The following is a 19184-nucleotide window of genomic DNA, read 5'->3' as shown; positions in this document are numbered from 1 at the left end:
GCACGGCGCAGGGCCATTCATACGGAGCTGCTTCCCGGGTGGGGGACTTCGCCGTCCATTCCCGGCTCATCTACTTCAAAAACCTTATCGTTAAGATTTTGAAGCTCGATTTCATTTCTTGATGTTTGCAAAACAAACCATATCACAAATCTTATCGATGAGATTATTTTGCGATTATGGCGTGTCGCAACTGGCAACATACCTGCGAATACATCAGCAGCACAATAAAAAGCTCCCCCTCGGCGAAGGGGAGCTAGACGAAACGTGCGCATGCACAGTGCTCAACGCTCAGCCTTTATGCGTTACATTGATCACGTTGTTATGGCCCCAGCATTGCTCATAGGGCATACCAGTCAGACTTTCGACTAACGCGCGCGTCTCCGGCGTCACATCATCCATCGACCCACCGGCGCGTAATCGATCGATTTCATCGAGCAGCAGCTCATGATTCTCGCGGTTGAGCTTCAATCGGTATGTAAAGACAATGCCGACAAGGCAGATCACAATCGGCACGAACGAGAACAAGCACGCCAGCGCGAACACCGTCTGCGGCGGCTGTGATTGCGCGCCTTCCACAAATCCAGTCGCCTCCAAGACCAGGCCAATCACAATCGTTTCCGCGGAGGAGAAGATGTCGTCGATGGTCGAATTAATGGCGGCATATTGCCCTTCTCGACGTTTCGAGGTGATGATCTCATCCACATCCGGGATGAACGTATACGTGTACTGCGTAGCGTTCACCACGCCGGTGATGCCGAAGTTCATGAACAGGCCAAGGCCGATGTAGAGCACCGCGCGTGTGCCGGCTGGGATGTGACTTGCAACCATCGCCAGCATAAACATGGCCAAGAATACGAAAATCACTTCGATGCCACCCAGTCGGTAGGCGCGCGGACCGCCGATTCTCGCGGTAATCCAGATGAAGAAGCCGACGCACGCGATGCCGAACAGCAGGTTGACGCCTGTGGCGAGCGAAACGGTCTGTGGATCGAGCAGCAGCACGAAAATCACGAAGTAGGTATTCAGCGTGCCGCGCACCGTACGGAACATCTCCTCCGACAGGTACAAACCAAGATAGTTGCGGAATTCCTTGACCTTCAGCACCGAAAGGAAGTTCCACACCACCGAAACCAACCGCTTGCCGACACCGATGTGTGTCTCGCCGCCATCGCCGGCAGCCCCGTCGGCGGAAGCCACGTTGGTGGATTCATCAAACGGACGCTCCTGAATCGATAGGAAGCCCAGCACCAGCACTGCGGTGCCGATGATGCCGTACAGCAACGCCATGTTGAAGTACGATTCCCAGTTGTCCTTGCCCCAGATAGTGAACAGGTACACGTTGAGCACCGAGAGGAAGGTGCCGCCGATGGCACCGGCGATCTGATTGACGCCTACGAGCTGCGCGCGCTGGCTTGGGTTCTCGGTCATTTCGCTGGGCAAGCCGTACTGCACGGTGGTGATACCGGCGAAGAACGCCCAGTACAGCAGATTGGCGAAGAAGTAGACGGCTATCGGCAGGTTGGGGATCCACAACAGCAGATAGAACACGAAGTTCGCGGGGATGGCGAAGATCAGAATCGAGCGACGGCGGCCGAAGCGGCGGCCGAGCGCATTGTGGTACATGCGGTCGGAGATGTAGCCCCACACCGGGCCGATCACCGAGGCGACGATCTTGCCTGTGGCGATGAGCACTGCGGTGACGGCCATCGATACGTTGAGGAACGTGGTGAAATAGAACATCTGCCAGGTCACGATCATCGTCTGCATCACATACGACAGCGAGAATGTGGCGTAACCGAGTTTGGACTTCCATGACAAGGCGGCATCCACCGCTTCAGATGCCGTAGTGGCACAATGAATACGATTGTTGCCGTTGTTCGCTCGTGGCATCGTCACGCTCCTTCCTCAAACGGCCGAACACGGCACCGTGTCTCCGGTCGGTACGATCTCAAGATTGCCTCGGCGTATTCGCGCCATCGCGACACGCCGCTTGGTTGTGCTGCCTCAAACTCTATCATCGTTAAGATTTATGCACCATATACGGCGTTTTGAATCCCGTCAAAACCGTGATTTGTTCACAATCTTATCGTTGAGATGTTATGATGTGTTTCGTCAAAGACGAACTCCCCTGGACTCCTCACTGAACATCATCACTGAAGAAGCCAGAGTCACACGTTTCGATTGATCAGCCCCGACGCAGGAGCCAAGAAACCACTCACCACATCATCCAAGGCATGGAGGTCTTACGATGACAACAAGCAATCGCCCGGCAGCCGAAGAGGTGCTCACCGGACGCTCCAACAACTTCAACTCAGGCTGGCGGTTCTTCCGCGGCACACCAAACGGCGCCGAACGCCCAGAATTCGACGACTCCGACTGGCGCAAGGTCAATCTGCCCCATGATTACGGCGTGGAAGGCAAGTTCTCCCGCAACGCACGCGCCACCGTGGGCTATCTGAAGGTGGGCGAGGGCTGGTACCGCAAGACGTTCACCGCTCCGGCCGAGCTCGCCGGCAAGTACGTGACCCTGGACTTCGACGGCGCCATGGACCGCGCCGAAATCTGGCTCAATGGCGAGAAGCTCGCCGAGCATCACTACGGCTACACCAACTTCGCGGTTGACCTGACTGGCAAGATCAAGCCCGGCGAGGTCAACGTGCTCACCGTGCGCACCAACAACGAGGAGCCGAGTTCCCGCTGGTATGCCGGCGCCGGCCTGTACCGCGACGTAACACTGACCGTGGCCGACCCGGTGCATGTGGCCCGCTTCGGCACCCAGATCACCACCCCGACACTTGAGGAAGACATCAAGGATGATCATGCCACTGTGATCATCTCCACCACCGTGGCCAATGGTACCGACGCCAATGCAACCGTCACTCTGCGTCAGGAAATCCTGGACGCGAACGGCAATATCGTCGCCGTAGGCGATGACAAGGTCATCGTACCCGCGAACACCCCGGACACCACCGAAGCCGCCAGCGCTTACGATACCGCGGAAGCGCCAAACCGCTTCTCCACCACGCTCTCGGTTCTCAATCCGCACCTGTGGAGCACCGCCGACCCATATCAGTACACCCTGCGCACCACCGTGCTCGACACCAGCAGCAATGCCGCAGACACCACTGAAACCAAGTTTGGTCTGCGTTGGATCATCCTTGACCCGCAGCGCGGCCTGTTTCTTAACGGTGTGAACATGCGCGCCCTCGGCATGTGTATGCATCATGATCTCGGCTCCCTGGGTGCCGCCACCTACCGCCGCGCCGTGGTCCGTCAGCTCGAGATTCTGCAGGATGCCGGCGTGAACGCCATCCGCACCTCGCACAACCCATGTTCCAAGGTGTGGGCCGAGGAGTGCAGCCGCATGGGCTTCCTGCTGCTCGAAGAGCTTACCGACATGTGGACCGCTCCGAAGAACCGCAACGACTACTCCAACTACTTCGCCCAGGATTATCCGGAAGACTTGGCCGCCATGATTCTTCGCGACCGCAACGAGCCGGCCGTGTTCATGTGGGGCATGGGCAACGAGGTGGCCTGGCAGGAGAGCGAGATTCCGATCGCCGCTGACCTGACCCGGCGCTGCCATCTGCTGGACCCGACCCGTCCGAACTCTGTGAATGACGCCTCGTACCTGTCCAAGGGCATCGACGGCATCGGCAACAAGATCCACGAACAGATGGATGTGCGCGGCTACTCCTACATCAACCGCGACCAAATGGAGCAGGTGCATGAGAAGCATCCGAACGATGTGATTCTGAACTCCGAATCCGGCAACTGCACGCCATGCCGCGGCTTCTACGTGCACCCGACGATCCTCACCGACGAATGGCAGCTGCGCGGCCGCGACTACCCGTTCGCCAAAGGCCGCCAGCCGTGGAAGGAAGACACCTACGAAATCTCCGACTACAACGTGACCACCAACCGCGGCTACCCTCTCGACATCGCGTTCGACCGTCTGGTGAACCTTGAGTTCAACGTGGGCGAATTCGCCTGGACCGGCTTCGACTACATCGGCGAACCCGCTCCGTACATCTCCAACTTCTACTGGAACAAGCCGGATATGCCGGAATCCGACGGCACGGTGCTGGCTCCGTTGCGCTCCTACTACGGCATGGTGGATACAGCCGGCTTCCCGAAAAACCCGTGGTGGCTGTACAAGGCGTTGTGGACCGACCCGGATGATGCTCCGGTCGTGCACCTGTTGCCGCACTGGAACTGGGAGCAGGGCGAATCCGTGGCGGTGTGGGCGTACACCAATGCCGCTTCCGCCGAACTGTTCCTCAACGGCAAATCCCTGGGCAAGCGTGAGTTCGAATCGCATCAGGCCACCTTCCATCTGAGCAACAAGTATGCGGACAAGCCGTTCGAATACCGCTATCAGAAGAACGGCAACGAGCCCAAGCAGCTCACCCTGCAGTGGGAAGTGCCGTTCGAGCCGGGCACGGTCGAGGTTGTGGCCTATGACAAGGTCGGCAATGTGGTGGCCCGCGACTCCATCGCCACCGCCGGAGCTCCGGCCGGCATCAAGCTCATCCCGGACCGCCACGTCATCGACGGCGACGGCCACGACCTGAGCTTCATCGAAGCCGATGTGATCGATGATGCCGGAGTGATTGTGCCGCGCGCCAACAACGAGCTGACGTTCCACGTGGAACATGGCCGTCTGCTCGGCACAGACAACGGCTACCAGGCCAACACCGAACCGTTGCAGTCCCCCATGCACTCCGCATACTCCGGCAAGGTGCTCGCCATCGTGGCTTCCGATGGCTCCGGCAAGCCAATCCGTGTGACCGCCACCGCCAAGGGATTGAAGGCTGACACCGTGAACGTGTTCATCACCGAGGGTCTGACCGCCGACGCCGACGCGTTGGAAGCCCGCGGCGTGGCTGTCCGTGTCCGTGCAGGAGAAACCCCGGTGCTGCCGCAGACCGTCACCGTACTCAAGGCTGATAACACCACGGCCGAGACTGCCGTGACTTGGCAGGATGCCGAACTGCAAAGCGCTGTGGCTGATGCTACAGCCAAGTCAGGTGCACAATCGTTCACCGTCACCGGCGAGGCCGCAGGACTGCCGGTCAACGCAACGGTGACCGTGACCCACCCGGTTGCCGCCCGCCCGGCTTCACTGGCCGCCCCGGTTGGTGCTGCGCCCACCTTGCCGGCCAAGGCTCTGGTTGTCTTTGACGATGGCAGTGCCGTCGATGCACCAGTGGCTTGGGATGCCGCCGAGGTCGATTGGAACAAGGCCGGCACGGTGGTGCTGAACGGTACTGTCGAAGGCTACGAGCTGCCGACCACCGTCAGTGTGCGCCTGACCGATGGCGAGACCACTGCCCACGACACCACCGATCTGACTCAGGTTCTGGTGGATGGCAAGCCGGTCGAGTTCGACGATCAGCATCGCGCTATGCTGCACCGCGCCTACACTGCTGGCGCCCCGGCAATCAGTGTTGAGGCCGCCAACAATGCCGTGGCATACGTGGTGCCGCCGCTCAACTATCCGTACGGCTCCTACGTGATTCGCGTCACCTCTGAGGACGGCGAACAGCATGCCGCGTACGCGCTTGATCTGGATGTGCCGCCGGCTCCGGTTGCCGAAGTCACCTTGGTGCCGCCTACCTTCACGTTGGCCGAGGATGAAACCACCGATCTTGCGGTGTCCGCCACCGATGAGACCGGTGCAGCCATCGAGCTGGGCGAGGGCAGCGAAGCCGCAATCACGTTTGCTTCCAGCGACGAATCCGTGGCCGGCGTGGACTGCAGCGGCATCGTCACCGGTCGCCTGTCCGGCACGGCGAACATCACTGCCACCGTTACGTATGGTGGGGTCTCCAAGACCAGTACGCCGGCCATCGTAACCGTTGCCGAGGGTACTGAGCCGAAGCAGCCGGCCGACGTTCAGGTTCCTGCCGTACGTACAATGGCGGGCACTGCGCCCACATTGCCGGCCACCGTCATCGTTAACTTCGATCACGGCGTTGCCGCGCCGCTGCCGGTCGCATGGGAAACCGTGCCGGCTGCCGCCTACGGTCACGCTGGCGAAGTGAGCGTTGCCGGTACAGTGACTCGCTTCGACCTGGATGTGAGCGTCAAGGTGCAGGTTGTTGAAGTGAGTGAGGTGCAGTCCGTGGCGTTGGACACCATTACCGGCATCGAGCCGCTCGTGGGCGAGACTGCTCCCGAGGTAACCGTCCACTGGTCTGATGGCGCCAAGGAGCAGCGTGCGGTGACATGGGCCAAGCCTGAGGCTTCGCTGTATAGTCACGCCGGTGAATTCACCGTGCTGGGTGATGTGGAAGGTTTGGAACAGCAGGCTGTGGCTCATGTGCGCGTAACCGATGACTACGTGCAGAATCGCGATCTGTTCTCCTACCGCAACGACGTGTATCCGCAGGTGCGCGCCTCCTACACGAACCCGGATCCGAAGGCTCAAGAGGATGCTTCGCTGCTGATGGACGGCATCGTGTCCTACACGCCGCGCGTCGGCTACAACCTCAAGAACCGTTGGTCCACGGTCGGCGACCCGTCCAACACCGCTTGGCTGGAGTACCGCTTCGGCTATGGCGAGGAGGAACCGTTCATGCTCAACTCCTTCACCATCTACTACTGCTTGGATGGTGAGGATGTGGCGCTGCCCGAATCCGTGGAGGTGGACTACTTGGCCGCCGATGGCTCTTGGCAGCCGGTACGCCATCTGACCGCGACCTCCAACCCGGTTGAGCAGACCAACGATGCCGCTTGGGTGTATGCCACGGTCGGCGATAAGCCCGGCTCCTCGATGAGCTCGAACGGTGACGAAACCACCTACTCCTTCGATATGGTGCGCACGTCTCGTATCAAGATCACGTTCACGTCCGCTGCAGGCAAGTGCGTGGCCATCACCGAGGTTCGCGGCGATGCTCGTATCCCGGCCCCGCGCAGCGAAGCTACGTCCGAGGAAGCGAGGTGACGCCGCATTAGCGTAGATTACTCATTCCGATCCTAGCTTGGCACATGTCAAGGCCGCCCGGCTCTCATACGAGGACCGGGCGGCCTTTGCTGCTAGCTATTCAGCTCTATGCCTACGCACCCAGCAGATCGAGCATCTGCGGGATGCTCTTCTTGCCGAATTCCACCGTTTGGCTGCCGTCGGACTTGTTGATCACGATGCAGGGCACGCTCATCGCACCATACTGGTCCTTGAGCTCGGGGAAATGCGAGACATCGTAGGCTTCGGCGCGCACGTTCGGGTTGAGCGAGGCGATGCGCTGCGAGGCGAGCACGGTTTCCGGACACATCGTGCAGGTCAGGGAGACCAGAATCATCACGTCAAGCGGACTGTCGATGGCCGCAGCACGTTCGCGCAGATCATCATCGAGCGGCTGGCCCGGACCGGCCGCGTTGTAGAGGCCGAGCACGAACGAGTTGAACTCGTGACCGGACGGCACACCGTGGAAAGCCAGACCGGTGAAGGTGAGCTTGCCGTCATCACCAGCCGTACAGATACGCACGGCCGGACGGGCGAGCGGCAGCGCCGCGGCCACGTCGAACTCAGCGCGGCCGGAGTCATCAAGCGAACCATAGGCGGTCAGCGCAGAGCCGTCGCTCGGCAGCGTCACCTCAAGCGGCTCCCCTACTACCAAGTTCACAAGCGCCGACTCACCATCAATTGCCGTAATCAGCCCATCGGCCCCGACTGCCACCGAATTGAGCTTGCCGCCGGACAAGGCGACCATCTCACCGATGAATCCTTGCAGTTCCGCGGAAAGCGGAGTGCTGTCAAGTTCCAGGGCCAGCGTCACCGGGCGCGTCATACGGCCGAACACCACACCGAGCTGCTGCTTGATGGCGGCAGAGAACAGTTCGCCGGGCTTCTTGGCGGTTTGCGCCGCGGCCGCAGCGGCATCGGCGCTACGCTTGGCCGGAGCGGGGGCCGGTGACGTACCGGCGGCCGCGGTCTTGGCGGCAGTCTCGGCTTCGGCCTGTTCGTAAGCGGAGGCGGTCGGACGCGGCGGCACCAAGCCGGTTTTCTCGCTCATCTGCTTGGCGTAACGCTCCAGTTCCACGGCCGCGATGGCACCGTCAGCAGTGGCGGTGACCACCTGACGCAGATTCTTGACGCGCAGGTCGCCGGCCGCGTAGACGCCGGGCACCGAGGTTTCCAAGTAGCCGTGCGTGACCACATAGCCGTGATCATCGAGGTCCACCACACCGCGCACCAGATCAGTGGCGGGCACGTAACCGGCGAACACGAAGACTCCGAACGTGCCACCGTCGGCCGGCTTCCAGGTTTCGGTCTCGCCCGTAGTACGGTCGAGAATCGTGGCCTCGCGCAAGCCGCCTTGACCTGCGGTGACCCCCTTGAGCTCAACGTTGTAGCGCACGTCGATCTTCGGATGGTTCTTGGCCTCGGCAGCCACGGAAGCATCGCAGGTGAAGTCGGGTTCGCGCACCAGCACAGTGACCTTGGACGCATACTTGGTGAGGAACACGGATTCCTCGGCGGCCGCGAAACCGCCGCCGACCACGAGCACTTCCTTGCCGGTGAAGAACTCGCCATCACAGGTGGCGCAGTAGGCCACGCCGCGACCGGCGTATTCGGCCTCGCCCTCGAAGCCGAGCTTGCGCGGGGAAGCGCCGGTGGCGATCAGAATGCCGAAAGTCTTCAGATCGCCGCGCGAGGTGTGCACGGTTTTGATATCGCCATCAACGTCGAGCCCGGTGGCCTCGGCGGAAAGGAACTCGGCGCCGAAATCCTTGGCCTGCTGGCGCATGGTCTGGGTGAGCGCACGGCCGGTGGTGCGGCCGACGCCCGGATAGTTCACCACTTCATTGGTGATGGTGATCTGACCGCCGAAATCATCCTTTTCGAGGACAAGTACACGGTAGCGAGCGCGGGCGAGGTATAGGCCAGCGGTAAGTCCCGCAGGTCCCCCACCGATGACGACGACGTCGTACAAATCGTTGTTGGTTTGAGTCATGATGATGCTTTCTATACAAAGGAGGCTCCCTCATTGAGGGAGCCCGGTTTTCTTACTGCGGCGCTCGCGACGCTATCGTCGTCACAGCTGGCCGACGAGGTCGAGGCTGGGCTCGATGGTCTCTTCGCCCGGGGTCCAGTTGGCGGGGCAGACCTGATCGCCGTGCTCGTAGACGAACTGGGAGGCCTGCACGCGGCGCAGCAGCTCCTCGGCGTTGCGGCCCACGTTGGAGGAAATGACCTCGTAGGCCACGACCTTACCCTCCGGGTTCACGATGAAGTCGCCACGCTCGGCCATGCCGTCGGCCTCGTTGTAGGTATCGAGGTCGCGGGCCAACAGGGCGGTCGGATCGGCAAGCATCGGGTATTCGATCTTGGCGATCTTCTCGTTGGCGTCATGCCAAGCCTTGTGTACGAAGTGGGTGTCGCAGGACACGGAGTAGACCTCGCAGCCGATCTCCTTGAACTTGGCGTAATTCTTAGCCAGATCCTCAAGCTCGGTGGGGCACACGAACGTGAAGTCGGCCGGGTAGAAGAAGAACAGGGACCAGTGGCCGAGTACATCGTCCTTGGTCACCTCGCGGAATTCGTTGTTCTGGAAGGCCTGCACCTTGAAATCAGTCAGCTCGTGCTGCAGAAGCGTCATCATCGATCCTTTCATGACCGTGTTGTGCCGGGCACCGAGAACCGAGTCGTTTTACGGCGTCCGGCATCTGTTGCCTTCTCCATCGTAACGTTGCCGTCCAAGACACGTCCGGCGCAAGGCTATGAGCATAATCACAGCGACGTGAAGGTAAGCCCGGCGGCAGGGCGGCAGGGGCTGCGCAAGGGACTGAAATCAGTACACACATACTGTGCACACGCTCCAGCTAAGATAGGTGACCAGCAAGAGCCAATAAACATGGAGGTGTAATGGCCTTAACGGATTCTCTGGCGGAAACCACTGCGAATGCCACGTGGAGCCGTATGTTGCAGGGCAACAGTCGTTTTGCCGAAGGCAAGGCGGAGCATCCTTGGCAGGACAAGGAAACCCGTCACATGCTGGTGGACGGTCAGAAGCCGGACGCCGCAGTACTGTCCTGTTCGGATTCCCGCGTTCCTCCGGAAATCATCTTCGATCAGGGATTGGGTGACCTGTTCACCGTACGTACGGCAGGGCAGACGATTGACGACGCCGTCATCGCCTCACTGGAGTATGCGATAACCAAACTGCATGTCAGTCTGCTGTGCGTGCTTGGTCACGCCCGTTGCGGCGCGCTGGAGACCGCGGACCGTCAGTTGGATGAGATGATGCGTGCGATTACGAACGATGCGGACGATTCCTTGGCCGCCGCCGACGCCATCGAAGACTTGGATGAGCAGATCGCCGCCTCGGATTCGATTGTGATGCGTCAGGCCGGCATGTCCGTATGGCAGGCACGTGAAGCCGAGCTGGAATGCGCGGAGGATTTCGAGCGCGTGCACGTGGCCCGCACCATCGAAACGCTGGTGGAACGTTCCGAAGTGATCCAGCAGGCGCTGGCCGACGAACGGCTCATGATGGTAGGCGCACGTTACGAACTGGAATCCGGCCGCGTTGAAGTCCTGAGCTTCTGACAGATCAGGCCGGCGCGTTTTTCTTTACACACGCCCACACCCGCATTACCGTTGCCCAGCCGCTGAGCCTCGATGGGCAACAGTAATGCGGGTGTGGTATTTCTGATGGCAGAGAATGAAGAAACACGAAGAAGTCTGGACCCATGCCATCTACATTGCCTCCCACCCTTACCGTTTGTTACGGCTCCACTCAGGTTCCCGTCGATCCGGCACATCCATTGGTGATCGGCCGCGCCTCCGACTGCAATCTGGTGATTCATAATCCGTACGTATCGCACCATCACGCACGCATCAGGCTGACCAACGACGGTTGGCTGATGGAAGATCTGGGCAGCGCGAACGGACTGTCCATCAACGGCATGCACACCACTTCGGTGCTGCTGACCGGCACCACCACGGTGACGTTGGCGCGCGGGGCCGCCATTCGGTGCGTAGTCGGCGCTGTGACTCCAGCGGGCACTGTGGCTCCAGCGGGCGTTCCGGCGATGCCAGCGGCTCCTGTTGCCCCGTCCGTTCCAGCGCAACCCACAGCCACCCCTGCTGTCCCGGCACAGCCCATGGCCGCACCGGCCATGCCACGTGCCGCCGCAACGCCGGCACCGGCCGCCGCAGCCATGCCCGCACGTCCTGCAGCGCCAGCGCCTGCTACAGCCTCCCCCACCCCGGTTCCGGCACGGCCGCCGCAGCAACCGGTTTCAGTCACACCGGCGATGCCGCCAGCCACGCCGGCACAGCCTGCGGCACCGGCATCCCCCGTATCAGCAGCAGCACCGGCCGCCCCAGCAACCGGCCAACCCGGCAACCAACCGCCCCGGCAACCGGCTGTCCCAGCGCAACGTGCGATTCCGGCGCAGCCCGGCCCGGCAGCGCAGCCAACACAGCCCAGCCCGGCCGCACAGCCGAACCAGAATCTCGGCGGCACGATCCTGGCCAACAGCACGGTGCTGGCCGGCAGCACGCAAGCCATGCATCTCGAATCGCAACCGACCATCAATCGCGTACGCGGCTCGTTCAATCCGGAAACCGACGCCACGGGACTGATCGGCCGCGACCCAGCGTGCCTGATCCAGATCAACGACGTACTGGTCTCCCGGCGGCACTGCTCGCTGGAAACCACCGGCAACGGCATTCTGCTCACCGATCTGAATTCGGCCAACGGCACGTACGTCAACGGTCGTCGCGTGGCCAAGATCTGGCTTGAGGAAGGCGACGTGGTCACGGTCGGCAACACCGACCTGACCGTGCACGAGGGCGTGCTCACCGACCGCGCTCCCTTCGCCAGCGCCGACGCGGTGATCGCCGAAAACATCGGCTTGACGGTCGGCAAAGGCACCCGGCTGCTCGACGGTATCAACGCCGTGTTCGCCAAGGGTACGCTAACCGCGGTGATCGGCCCGTCCGGTGCCGGCAAATCAACCTTCACGTCGATTGTGGCGGGCCTCAACTCCCCCACGGAAGGCCACGTGCTGTTCGACGGGTACGACGTACACCAGAACATCGAACTGTTGCGCAGCCGTATCGGTTTCGTGCCGCAAGACGATGTGGTGCACCGCAAGCTCACGGTGGACGCCGCACTCGAATACGCCGCCAAGCTGCGCCTTCCCGGCTCCACGAAAGCCGAACGCGCCGAAATCATCGACAATGTGCTGGAGGAGCTGGAGCTCACCTCACGACGCCAGAATCGCATCGACCGGCTTTCCGGAGGCCAGCGCAAGCGCGTCTCCACCGCCATCGAGCTGCTCACCGGCCCGGAACTGTTGATTCTCGACGAGCCGACCTCCGGACTGGACCCGGCACTGGATCTCACCGTCATGAAGATGCTGCGCAAGCTGGCCGACGCCGGCCGCGTGGTGCTCGTCGTGACCCATTCGCTCTCCTACATCAACAAGCTGTGCGACAACGTGCTCATGCTCTCCCCCGGCGGCCATCCGGCGTTCTTCGGCACGGTGGCCGAAATGGAACAGGCGTTCCACGGCAAGGAGTGGGCGGATATCTTCAACGATGTCACCGAGCGCCCGGAGCAGGTGTACTCGCTCACCGATTCACGACAGCGCACGTTGGAGGCCAAAGCCACGGTCCGCCAGCATGCCGACCATGAGAAACCGGCAAAGCCGTTCCGCATCAAACAGACGCTCACCTTGGTCACCAGACAGCTGCATCTGATCGTCGCGGACCCGGGTCTGCTGATCTTCCTGCTGTTGCTGCCGCTGTTCCTGGGCTTGCTGTCTCTTGTGGTGCCCGGCTCGCACGGCTTGGGCGAACCTGATTTCAAGGATGCGGCCACCGAGCCGAGCCAGCTGCTGTCGCTGGTGATCCTCGGTGCATGCTTCATGGGTTCGGCGTTGTCGGTGCGAGACATCGTCTCCGAGAGAGCCATTTACGATCGCGAGCGCGCGGTGGGCCTCTCCCCCACGTCATACACGTTCTCGAAACTGATCGTGATGGGATTGCAGACGCTGCTGCAGGCGGCGATTCTCACCACAGCCGTCAGCATCGGCAAGCCACGGCCCGATCACGGCGTGATCACCGACGCCGGCGTGGCCGAACTGGTGCTCGTAGTCTGGTTGACCGCTTGGGCTTCCGCCATGCTCGGCGAAGTGGGTTCCGCACTGGTCAAGTCCGGCGAGCAGACCATGCCGCTGTTGGTGATTCTGGTGATGGCGCAGCTGGTGTTCTCCGGCGGCATGATTCCGGTCACCGACCGCGACGGTCTGGAACAGGTCAGCATGATCTTCCCCGGCCGTTGGGGCTTCTCGGCCGCGGCCTCCGACATCGATCTGAACGGCCTGTTGTACGGCCCCACCAAGGTGCCGACCTTCAAGAAGGACGACCTGTGGGAGCACACGAGCGACCAGTTCTGGCTCGATATCGGCATTCTGGCGATTATGGTGGTCATCTTCACCATCGTGCTGCGCATCTGCGTGAGCAACGCCGTGGCCAAGCTGCGCCGCCGCTCGTAGTCGTTCGGCAATCGCTTGCGATCGACGAGCAGAAGATCGCGGAAAATCGTGTGGGAGCCCCTAGGAAGGCCTAGGGGCTCCCACTGTATGCGCATGAGGCATTGGGAGGCGTGCGCTCTGCCTCAACGCACACCATGTTACACGAATGCGTACCATTGCGTACCATTGCGTACCTGTACGTGTACTCACGCACGTGCGCACGCATACACGTACTCGCACACGTCTCTGCATCATCACGTTCGCATGATTGCCGTACCCCAATTGACGTGCCGCTCTCCTAGAGTTGGAGGCATGTCACTTGGTTTGAACATCCTCCTGATCTTTGTGTTCCTCGTCATCGGTTCCGTGTTCTCCGGCACCGAGCTGGCACTCGTCTCCCTGCGTGGTTCGCAGATCGAGCAGATGGAGCAGGAGGACGCCCGTGGTGCGAAGGTGGCCAAAATCGCACGCGATCCGAACACTTTCCTGTCCACCGTGCAGATCGGGGTGACGCTCTCCGGCTTCCTGTCCGCCTCGTTCGGCGCCTCCTCGATCGCCCCGTACTTGATTCCGCTGATGGAAAGCTGGGGCGTGCCGGTTGGCATCGCCGGCGGCTTGGTGAACATTGTGCTCACCTTGATTATTTCCTACTGCTCCATCGTGATTTCGGAAATGGTGCCCAAGCGCATCGCCATGCAGCGCACCGAGCAGATCGCACGCGCGGTAGTGCCCGCCATCGATGTGTTCGCCACGATCTGCCGCCCGATCATCTGGTTGATCGGCAAGAACACGAACGGCATCGTGCGTCTGCTGGGATTCGACCCGCAGCAGACCGAATCCGAAGTCTCCGATGATGAGCTGCGCGTGCTCGTCAGCTCCAACACGAACCTGTCCAAGGACGAACGCACGATTCTGGACGACGTGTTCGACGCATCCGAAACCATCGTCGCCGAGGTGATGCGCCCACGCGCCGACGTGGTGTTTATCGAGGCCGATCAGCCGATCGACGAAGCTGCCGCGTTCGTACGTGACCAGCCATATTCGCGTTACCCGGTAACCGGCCGTGATTTCGATGATGTGATCGGCTTCGTACATGTGCGCGACCTGCTGGACGTGCGCGACCCGAACGCCAAAGTGGTACGCGATGTGGTGCGTGAAGGCATCTCCCTGCCCGGCACTTCTAAACTGCTGCCGTCACTGGAGTTACTGCGTAAACGCGGCATCCATCTGGCCGTGGTCATCGACGAATACGGCGGCACGGACGGCATCGTAACGCTGGAGGACATGACCGAGGAGCTGGTGGGCGATATCCGCGACGAATACGATCTACCTACCGAAAAAGGCGGCGAACGGCGAGCCCGCACCGCGTTCGTAAACGGCGTGGCCACCATCGAAGCCAGCATGACCATCGAGGATTTCGCCGACCTGACCGGCATCGAGCTGGAAGACGGCCCGTACGAGACGGTGGCCGGCTATTTCCTGGCCCACACCGGCAAGATGGGTGCCGTGGGCGACGTCCTGCATTCGGACGACGGTTACGACATGGTGATCACCAAGGTCGACGGCCGTCGCATCGAAACCATCGAAGTGCGCAAGTCGTCTGAAGCACAGTGAGCACAGTGAGCACAGTGATTATTCCCACACCTGTTCCGGGCCTGTGACGGAGGCAAACAGCCTAGACTGGAATGACTGTTCCCAAACATGAAAGGAAGGAACATCATGACACTCGCATTTGTGGTTCCAGGTCTCGACGAAGCCACCTCGGAGAAGGCGATCGCCATTTTGCAGAACCGACTGAGCCAGGAGCAGGAGGCTGCTCTGGTCTTGAAGCACGCGCATTGGAATGTGACCGGCCCGAACTTCATCGCCGTGCACGAAATGCTCGATCCCGAGGTCGAATCCGTGCTGGCTCAGGCCGACGAGACCGCCGAGCGCATTGCCACGCTAGGCGGCACTCCGGACGGTCGCGCGGATGCGATTGTGCGGGGTCGCACGTGGAAGCCGTTCGACGTGGAAGGCCGTGCCGGCACCGAGGAGTATCTCAAGGCTCTGATCGAGTACTACGACGCCTTCATCGCCGAAGATCGCAAGGCCGTGGCCGAATTGGATGAGCTGGACTTCGTCAGCTCCAACATCATTCAGGATCACGTGCAGCAGCTCGAAAAGTTCCAGTGGTTCATGCGCTCTCACCTGGCGTGAGGTTCCAAGCTTACGTAGCCGCGGCCGGTTTGCAGTAGCGGCTCTATGAAGCGGCTCTATTTTCGAATAGGGCCGCTTTTTTCTTTGCTTACAATCGACGACGAATTGAATGGTGGGCGTTTCCTGCACGATTTGGCCCGCGATAAGTACATAAGTACTTGTCGCGGGCCAAACACGACGATGGGATTCATCGCGCAGGGCATTGGAGGCACAATGAGTGCCACAATGGGTGCCACAATGCGCCCGTCAAACGTTTTATGAGAGCGTTGTGGCCAACGGTGTTTGCCACAACAGTGCATTTCGCCTGTTTTTCACATATCGTGGCAGGGTTTTCCGCATAATTCGGTTCGTGCCCGTACCACAATATTGCCACAACTGGCATATCAATCGATTGACACATCTATTGGGACAGAAGCGGGCAAAAACAGTTGTGGCTCCCTTCCGAAGAGGGGAGCCACAACTTATGTATCCACACCGCGCAAACACACAATCAGTGGGTGGCGATCTCATCCACCTTGGTCACATGGCCGCCGAACTGGGCACGCAGGGCAGTCACGACGCGCAGAATGTCATCGGCACCGCCGCGCGAAGTCTGGCGCTGCCACAGGGCCGCGGCAGTGGTGGGCACCGGCACACCGAGCTCAAGCGCCGCCTCGACCATCCATTTGGCCTCGCCGGACTCGTTGGCCACGGCCGGCACGCTCTTCAATTCCGGATCGTCCTTGGTGGCGTTGTCGAGCAGGTCGAGCAGCCAGCTGGCCACCACGGAACCGGTGCGCCACGAGGTCATGGTTTCGGCCGGGTTGGTCACGTATTCACTGCGCAGCATTGTGGCGAATCCCTCGCCGAACGCCTGCATCATGCCGTATTCAATGCCGTTGTGCACCATCTTGGCGAAGTGGCCGCCGCCCACCGGACCAGCGTGCACCAAGCCGTACTCGCCTTCCGGCTTGAGGCTCTGGAAAATCGGCAGCACGGTCTCGTAATCCTTATCCGATCCGCCGATCATCAGCGCGTAGCCACGCTCGGCACCCCAGACACCGCCGGAGACGCCGCAGTCCAGGAATCCGATGCCCTTTTCCGCCAGAGCGGCCGCATGCTCACGATCCTCGGTGTACTTGGAGTTGCCGCCGTCAACCACGATGTCGCCCGGCTCAAGCAGCTCACCCAACTGTTCCACAGTGGAATCGGTGGGCTTGCCGGCCGGCACCATCACCCACACCACGCGCGGGGCGTCGAGCGCGGCCACCAAAGCCTCCAGCGAATCCACATCGCGCCCGGATTCCGGGTTCATGTCGAAGCCGACGATCTCATGGCCGTCTTCGCGCAGTCGCTTGACCATGTTGCCACCCATACGGCCGAGGCCGATCATTCCCATCTGCATTGCCATTACCTTCTTTCGAGTTTTCGTACAGCGTTGTCGAGTCGTTACAGGTTCAGAGCTCCAGCCACGGCCATGGCTTCCTGATCGGGATCAGCCAGACCGATATGCACGTTGACGTGCACTTCGTCGTCGCCCGGCTCTTCGAGGATGTCGAACTGGCTTTGCAGCATGCTCGGCTTCATGAAGTGGCCCTCGCGGTGGGAGAGGCGCTCCATCACCTCATCGAAGGTGCCCTGCATGTAGACGAACACCACACCCGGGCGGCGTAGCTTGTCGCGGTAGACCTTCTTCAGCGCGGAGCAGGTCACTACAGCGGATTCACCGGCCGCTACACGCTCGTCGATCCAGGAGGCCAGGGTATCGAGCCACGGCCAGCGGTCCTCGTCGGTGAGCGGGATGCCAGCGGCCATCTTGTCGATGTTGGCTTGCGGGTGGAAGTCGTCGGCTTCCGCGTACTTCAGGCCGTAACGCTCGGTCAGGTGAGCGGCTACCGTGCTTTTGCCACAGCCGCATACGCCCATCAGTACGATGATCGGCTTGGTGTGGGCGAAGTAGTCGGAGGGAATGGTGTTGGCGGTGATGATGTCTGCGTGTTCGTTAGTTGCGATGGTCATAAGAGTCTCTTTTCAGCTGGGTAGGGGAGCGGGATTACGAATGATTGATGATTGCTAGACCAGCGGTACGAAGATGCTGCAGATCATGACGAGGGCGAGTACCACGACGGACAGCAGGCATTCGAGCACGGTCCAGGTCTTGAAGGTTTCGCCGACCTCCAGGCCGAAGTATTCCTTGATGAGCCAGAAGCCGGCGTCGTTGACGTGGGAGAGGAACACGGAGCCGGCGCCGATGGCGATAACCAGCAGGGCGATGGCCGGTGCGGTGACGCCCATCTGGTCAACGACCGGGCCGAGGATGCCGGCGGTGGTGATGATGGCCACGGTGGCGGAGCCGGTGGCTACGCGTACGAAGGCGGCGATGAGCCAGGCAAGCAGGAAGATGGAGATGGCGGAGCTTTCGACGAACTTGCCGATAATGTCGCCGATGCCGGTGTCTACCAACACGCCCTTGTAACCACCGCCGGCGCCGACGATAAGCAGGATGCCCGCAATCGGCGGCAGTGCGGCCTTCAGGGAATCGTTGACGGTTTTCCACGACATGTGAGTGGTGCGGCCGAGCACGATCATGGCGAAGAGCACGGCGGTGGCCAGTGCGATGGCGGGCTTGCCAAAGAAGGCGAGCACCTGTGCGTAGATGGCCTTGGAGCCGGCCTGATCGGGGGCCACGATTTCGAAGATGGCGTTGCCGAGCATCAGGATGGCCGGCACGAGGATGCACAGCACGGACAGCGCGAACGGCGGCTTGGCGGTCACGGGGTTGCCGTCGGCGTCCACACGGCCTTTGCCGGCATCAAAGTTCTCGGGAGCGCCGACCGGCACCCACTTGGCGGCGAACTTGGAGAACAGCGGGCCGACGAGCGCGGCGGTGATCACGGCGATCGGCAGGCCGAACATCATCGTGATGCCCACGGAACCGTTCTGGAAGCAGCTCAGCGCGGCGAGCGGGCCGGGCTGAGGCGGCATGCAGGCATGCATAACCGAAAGGCCGGCGAGAGTCGGAATGGCGACGCGCATCAGCGGCAGCTTGGAGCGGCGGGTGATGAGGATGATCACCGGCACGAGCACCACGAGGCCGACTTCGAAGAACATCGGCAGACCGATCAGCGCACCGATCAGGGCCATGGTCCACGGAATCATCTTGGTGGAGGTCTTGGCGAGCAGCGTATCGACGATGCTGTCCGCAGCACCGGTGTCCATCAGCACGCGGCCAAGCATGGCACCGAGACCGACGAGGATGCCGACGGAGGCCATCGTGGAGCCGAAGGTGGTGGAGAAGCTTTCCACCGTGGCCACCGGGCCGTATCCGGAGCCGATGCCGACCACGAGGGAGGAGATCAGCAGGGAGACGAACGGGTGCAATTTCGCGACAGTGACCAGCAGAATCAGCACGACGATGCTGGCCACCACACTGATGCCGAGCTGGGTGCTGTTGAGCTGGACTGCGTTCGCGGCTTCAGCCAAAACAAGCGTATTCATAATCCATCTCTTCT

The 19184-nt window shown here is 61.2% G+C and carries 11 protein-coding genes; 5 read left to right on the top strand and 6 right to left on the bottom strand.

Annotated elements, in window-relative coordinates:
• Positions 1-288: 288 nt before the first annotated feature.
• Positions 289-1890 (bottom strand): MFS transporter, encoded by a 1602-nt coding sequence (locus CUU80_RS09160; protein ID WP_100497016.1) that lies wholly within the window; start codon positions 1888-1890, stop codon positions 289-291.
• 358 nt (positions 1891-2248) lie between these two features.
• Here CUU80_RS09160 and CUU80_RS09155 point away from each other — a divergent pair, with 358 nt between their 5' ends.
• Positions 2249-6949: an Ig-like domain-containing protein gene (locus tag CUU80_RS09155; RefSeq protein ID WP_100497015.1), complete on the top strand. Its 4701-nt coding sequence runs from the start codon at positions 2249-2251 to the stop codon at positions 6947-6949.
• Between the two features lie 112 nt (positions 6950-7061).
• Here CUU80_RS09155 and CUU80_RS09150 read toward each other — a convergent pair whose 3' ends face one another.
• Together CUU80_RS09150 and ahpC are read right to left on the bottom strand one after the other, a co-directional pair.
• Entirely contained in the window at positions 7062-8960 is a 1899-nt protein-coding gene (locus tag CUU80_RS09150; RefSeq protein WP_100497013.1) for an FAD-dependent oxidoreductase, read from the bottom strand.
• Positions 8961-9041: 81 nt separating this feature from the next.
• Entirely contained in the window at positions 9042-9605 is a 564-nt protein-coding gene (ahpC, locus tag CUU80_RS09145; protein ID WP_100497012.1) for an alkyl hydroperoxide reductase subunit C, read from the bottom strand.
• 266 nt (positions 9606-9871) lie between these two features.
• Here ahpC and CUU80_RS09140 point away from each other — a divergent pair, with 266 nt between their 5' ends.
• From CUU80_RS09140 to CUU80_RS09115, 4 genes are all read left to right on the top strand, one after another.
• Positions 9872-10555, top strand: a complete 684-nt coding sequence (locus CUU80_RS09140) for a carbonic anhydrase (RefSeq protein ID WP_100497010.1) — start codon at positions 9872-9874, stop codon at positions 10553-10555.
• Between the two features lie 143 nt (positions 10556-10698).
• Complete coding sequence (locus CUU80_RS09125; RefSeq protein WP_165775916.1) at positions 10699-13515, top strand: FHA domain-containing protein; 2817 nt, start codon at positions 10699-10701, stop codon at positions 13513-13515.
• A gap of 291 nt (positions 13516-13806) precedes the next feature.
• Positions 13807-15108: a hemolysin family protein gene (locus CUU80_RS09120; protein ID WP_165775915.1), complete on the top strand. Its 1302-nt coding sequence runs from the start codon at positions 13807-13809 to the stop codon at positions 15106-15108.
• 105 nt (positions 15109-15213) lie between these two features.
• Positions 15214-15693, top strand: a complete 480-nt coding sequence (locus tag CUU80_RS09115) for a Dps family protein (RefSeq protein ID WP_100497008.1) — start codon at positions 15214-15216, stop codon at positions 15691-15693.
• Positions 15694-16183: 490 nt separating this feature from the next.
• Here the strand turns inward: CUU80_RS09115 and gnd are convergent, their stop codons facing one another.
• From gnd to CUU80_RS09100, 3 genes are read right to left on the bottom strand one after another with little or no spacing between them, the layout of a single operon-like run.
• Positions 16184-17077 carry a phosphogluconate dehydrogenase (NAD(+)-dependent, decarboxylating) gene (gnd, locus tag CUU80_RS09110; RefSeq protein ID WP_100497006.1) on the bottom strand — a complete coding sequence of 298 codons (894 nt, stop codon included), beginning with the start codon at positions 17075-17077 and terminating at the stop codon, positions 16184-16186.
• Positions 17078-17121: 44 nt separating this feature from the next.
• A complete protein-coding gene (locus CUU80_RS09105) occupies positions 17122-17691 on the bottom strand; it encodes a gluconokinase (RefSeq protein WP_243388714.1) in 570 nt (189 codons plus the stop codon).
• 54 nt (positions 17692-17745) lie between these two features.
• Entirely contained in the window at positions 17746-19170 is a 1425-nt protein-coding gene (locus tag CUU80_RS09100) for a GntP family permease (protein WP_100497005.1), read from the bottom strand.
• Positions 19171-19184: the final 14 nt, after the last annotated feature.

This window comes from Bifidobacterium scaligerum (assembly GCF_002802865.1).
Lineage (GTDB): Bacteria > Actinomycetota > Actinomycetes > Actinomycetales > Bifidobacteriaceae > Bifidobacterium > Bifidobacterium scaligerum.
The sequence above is the reverse complement of the archived record's forward strand: the minus strand, read 5'-3'. Positions and strand labels throughout refer to the sequence as shown.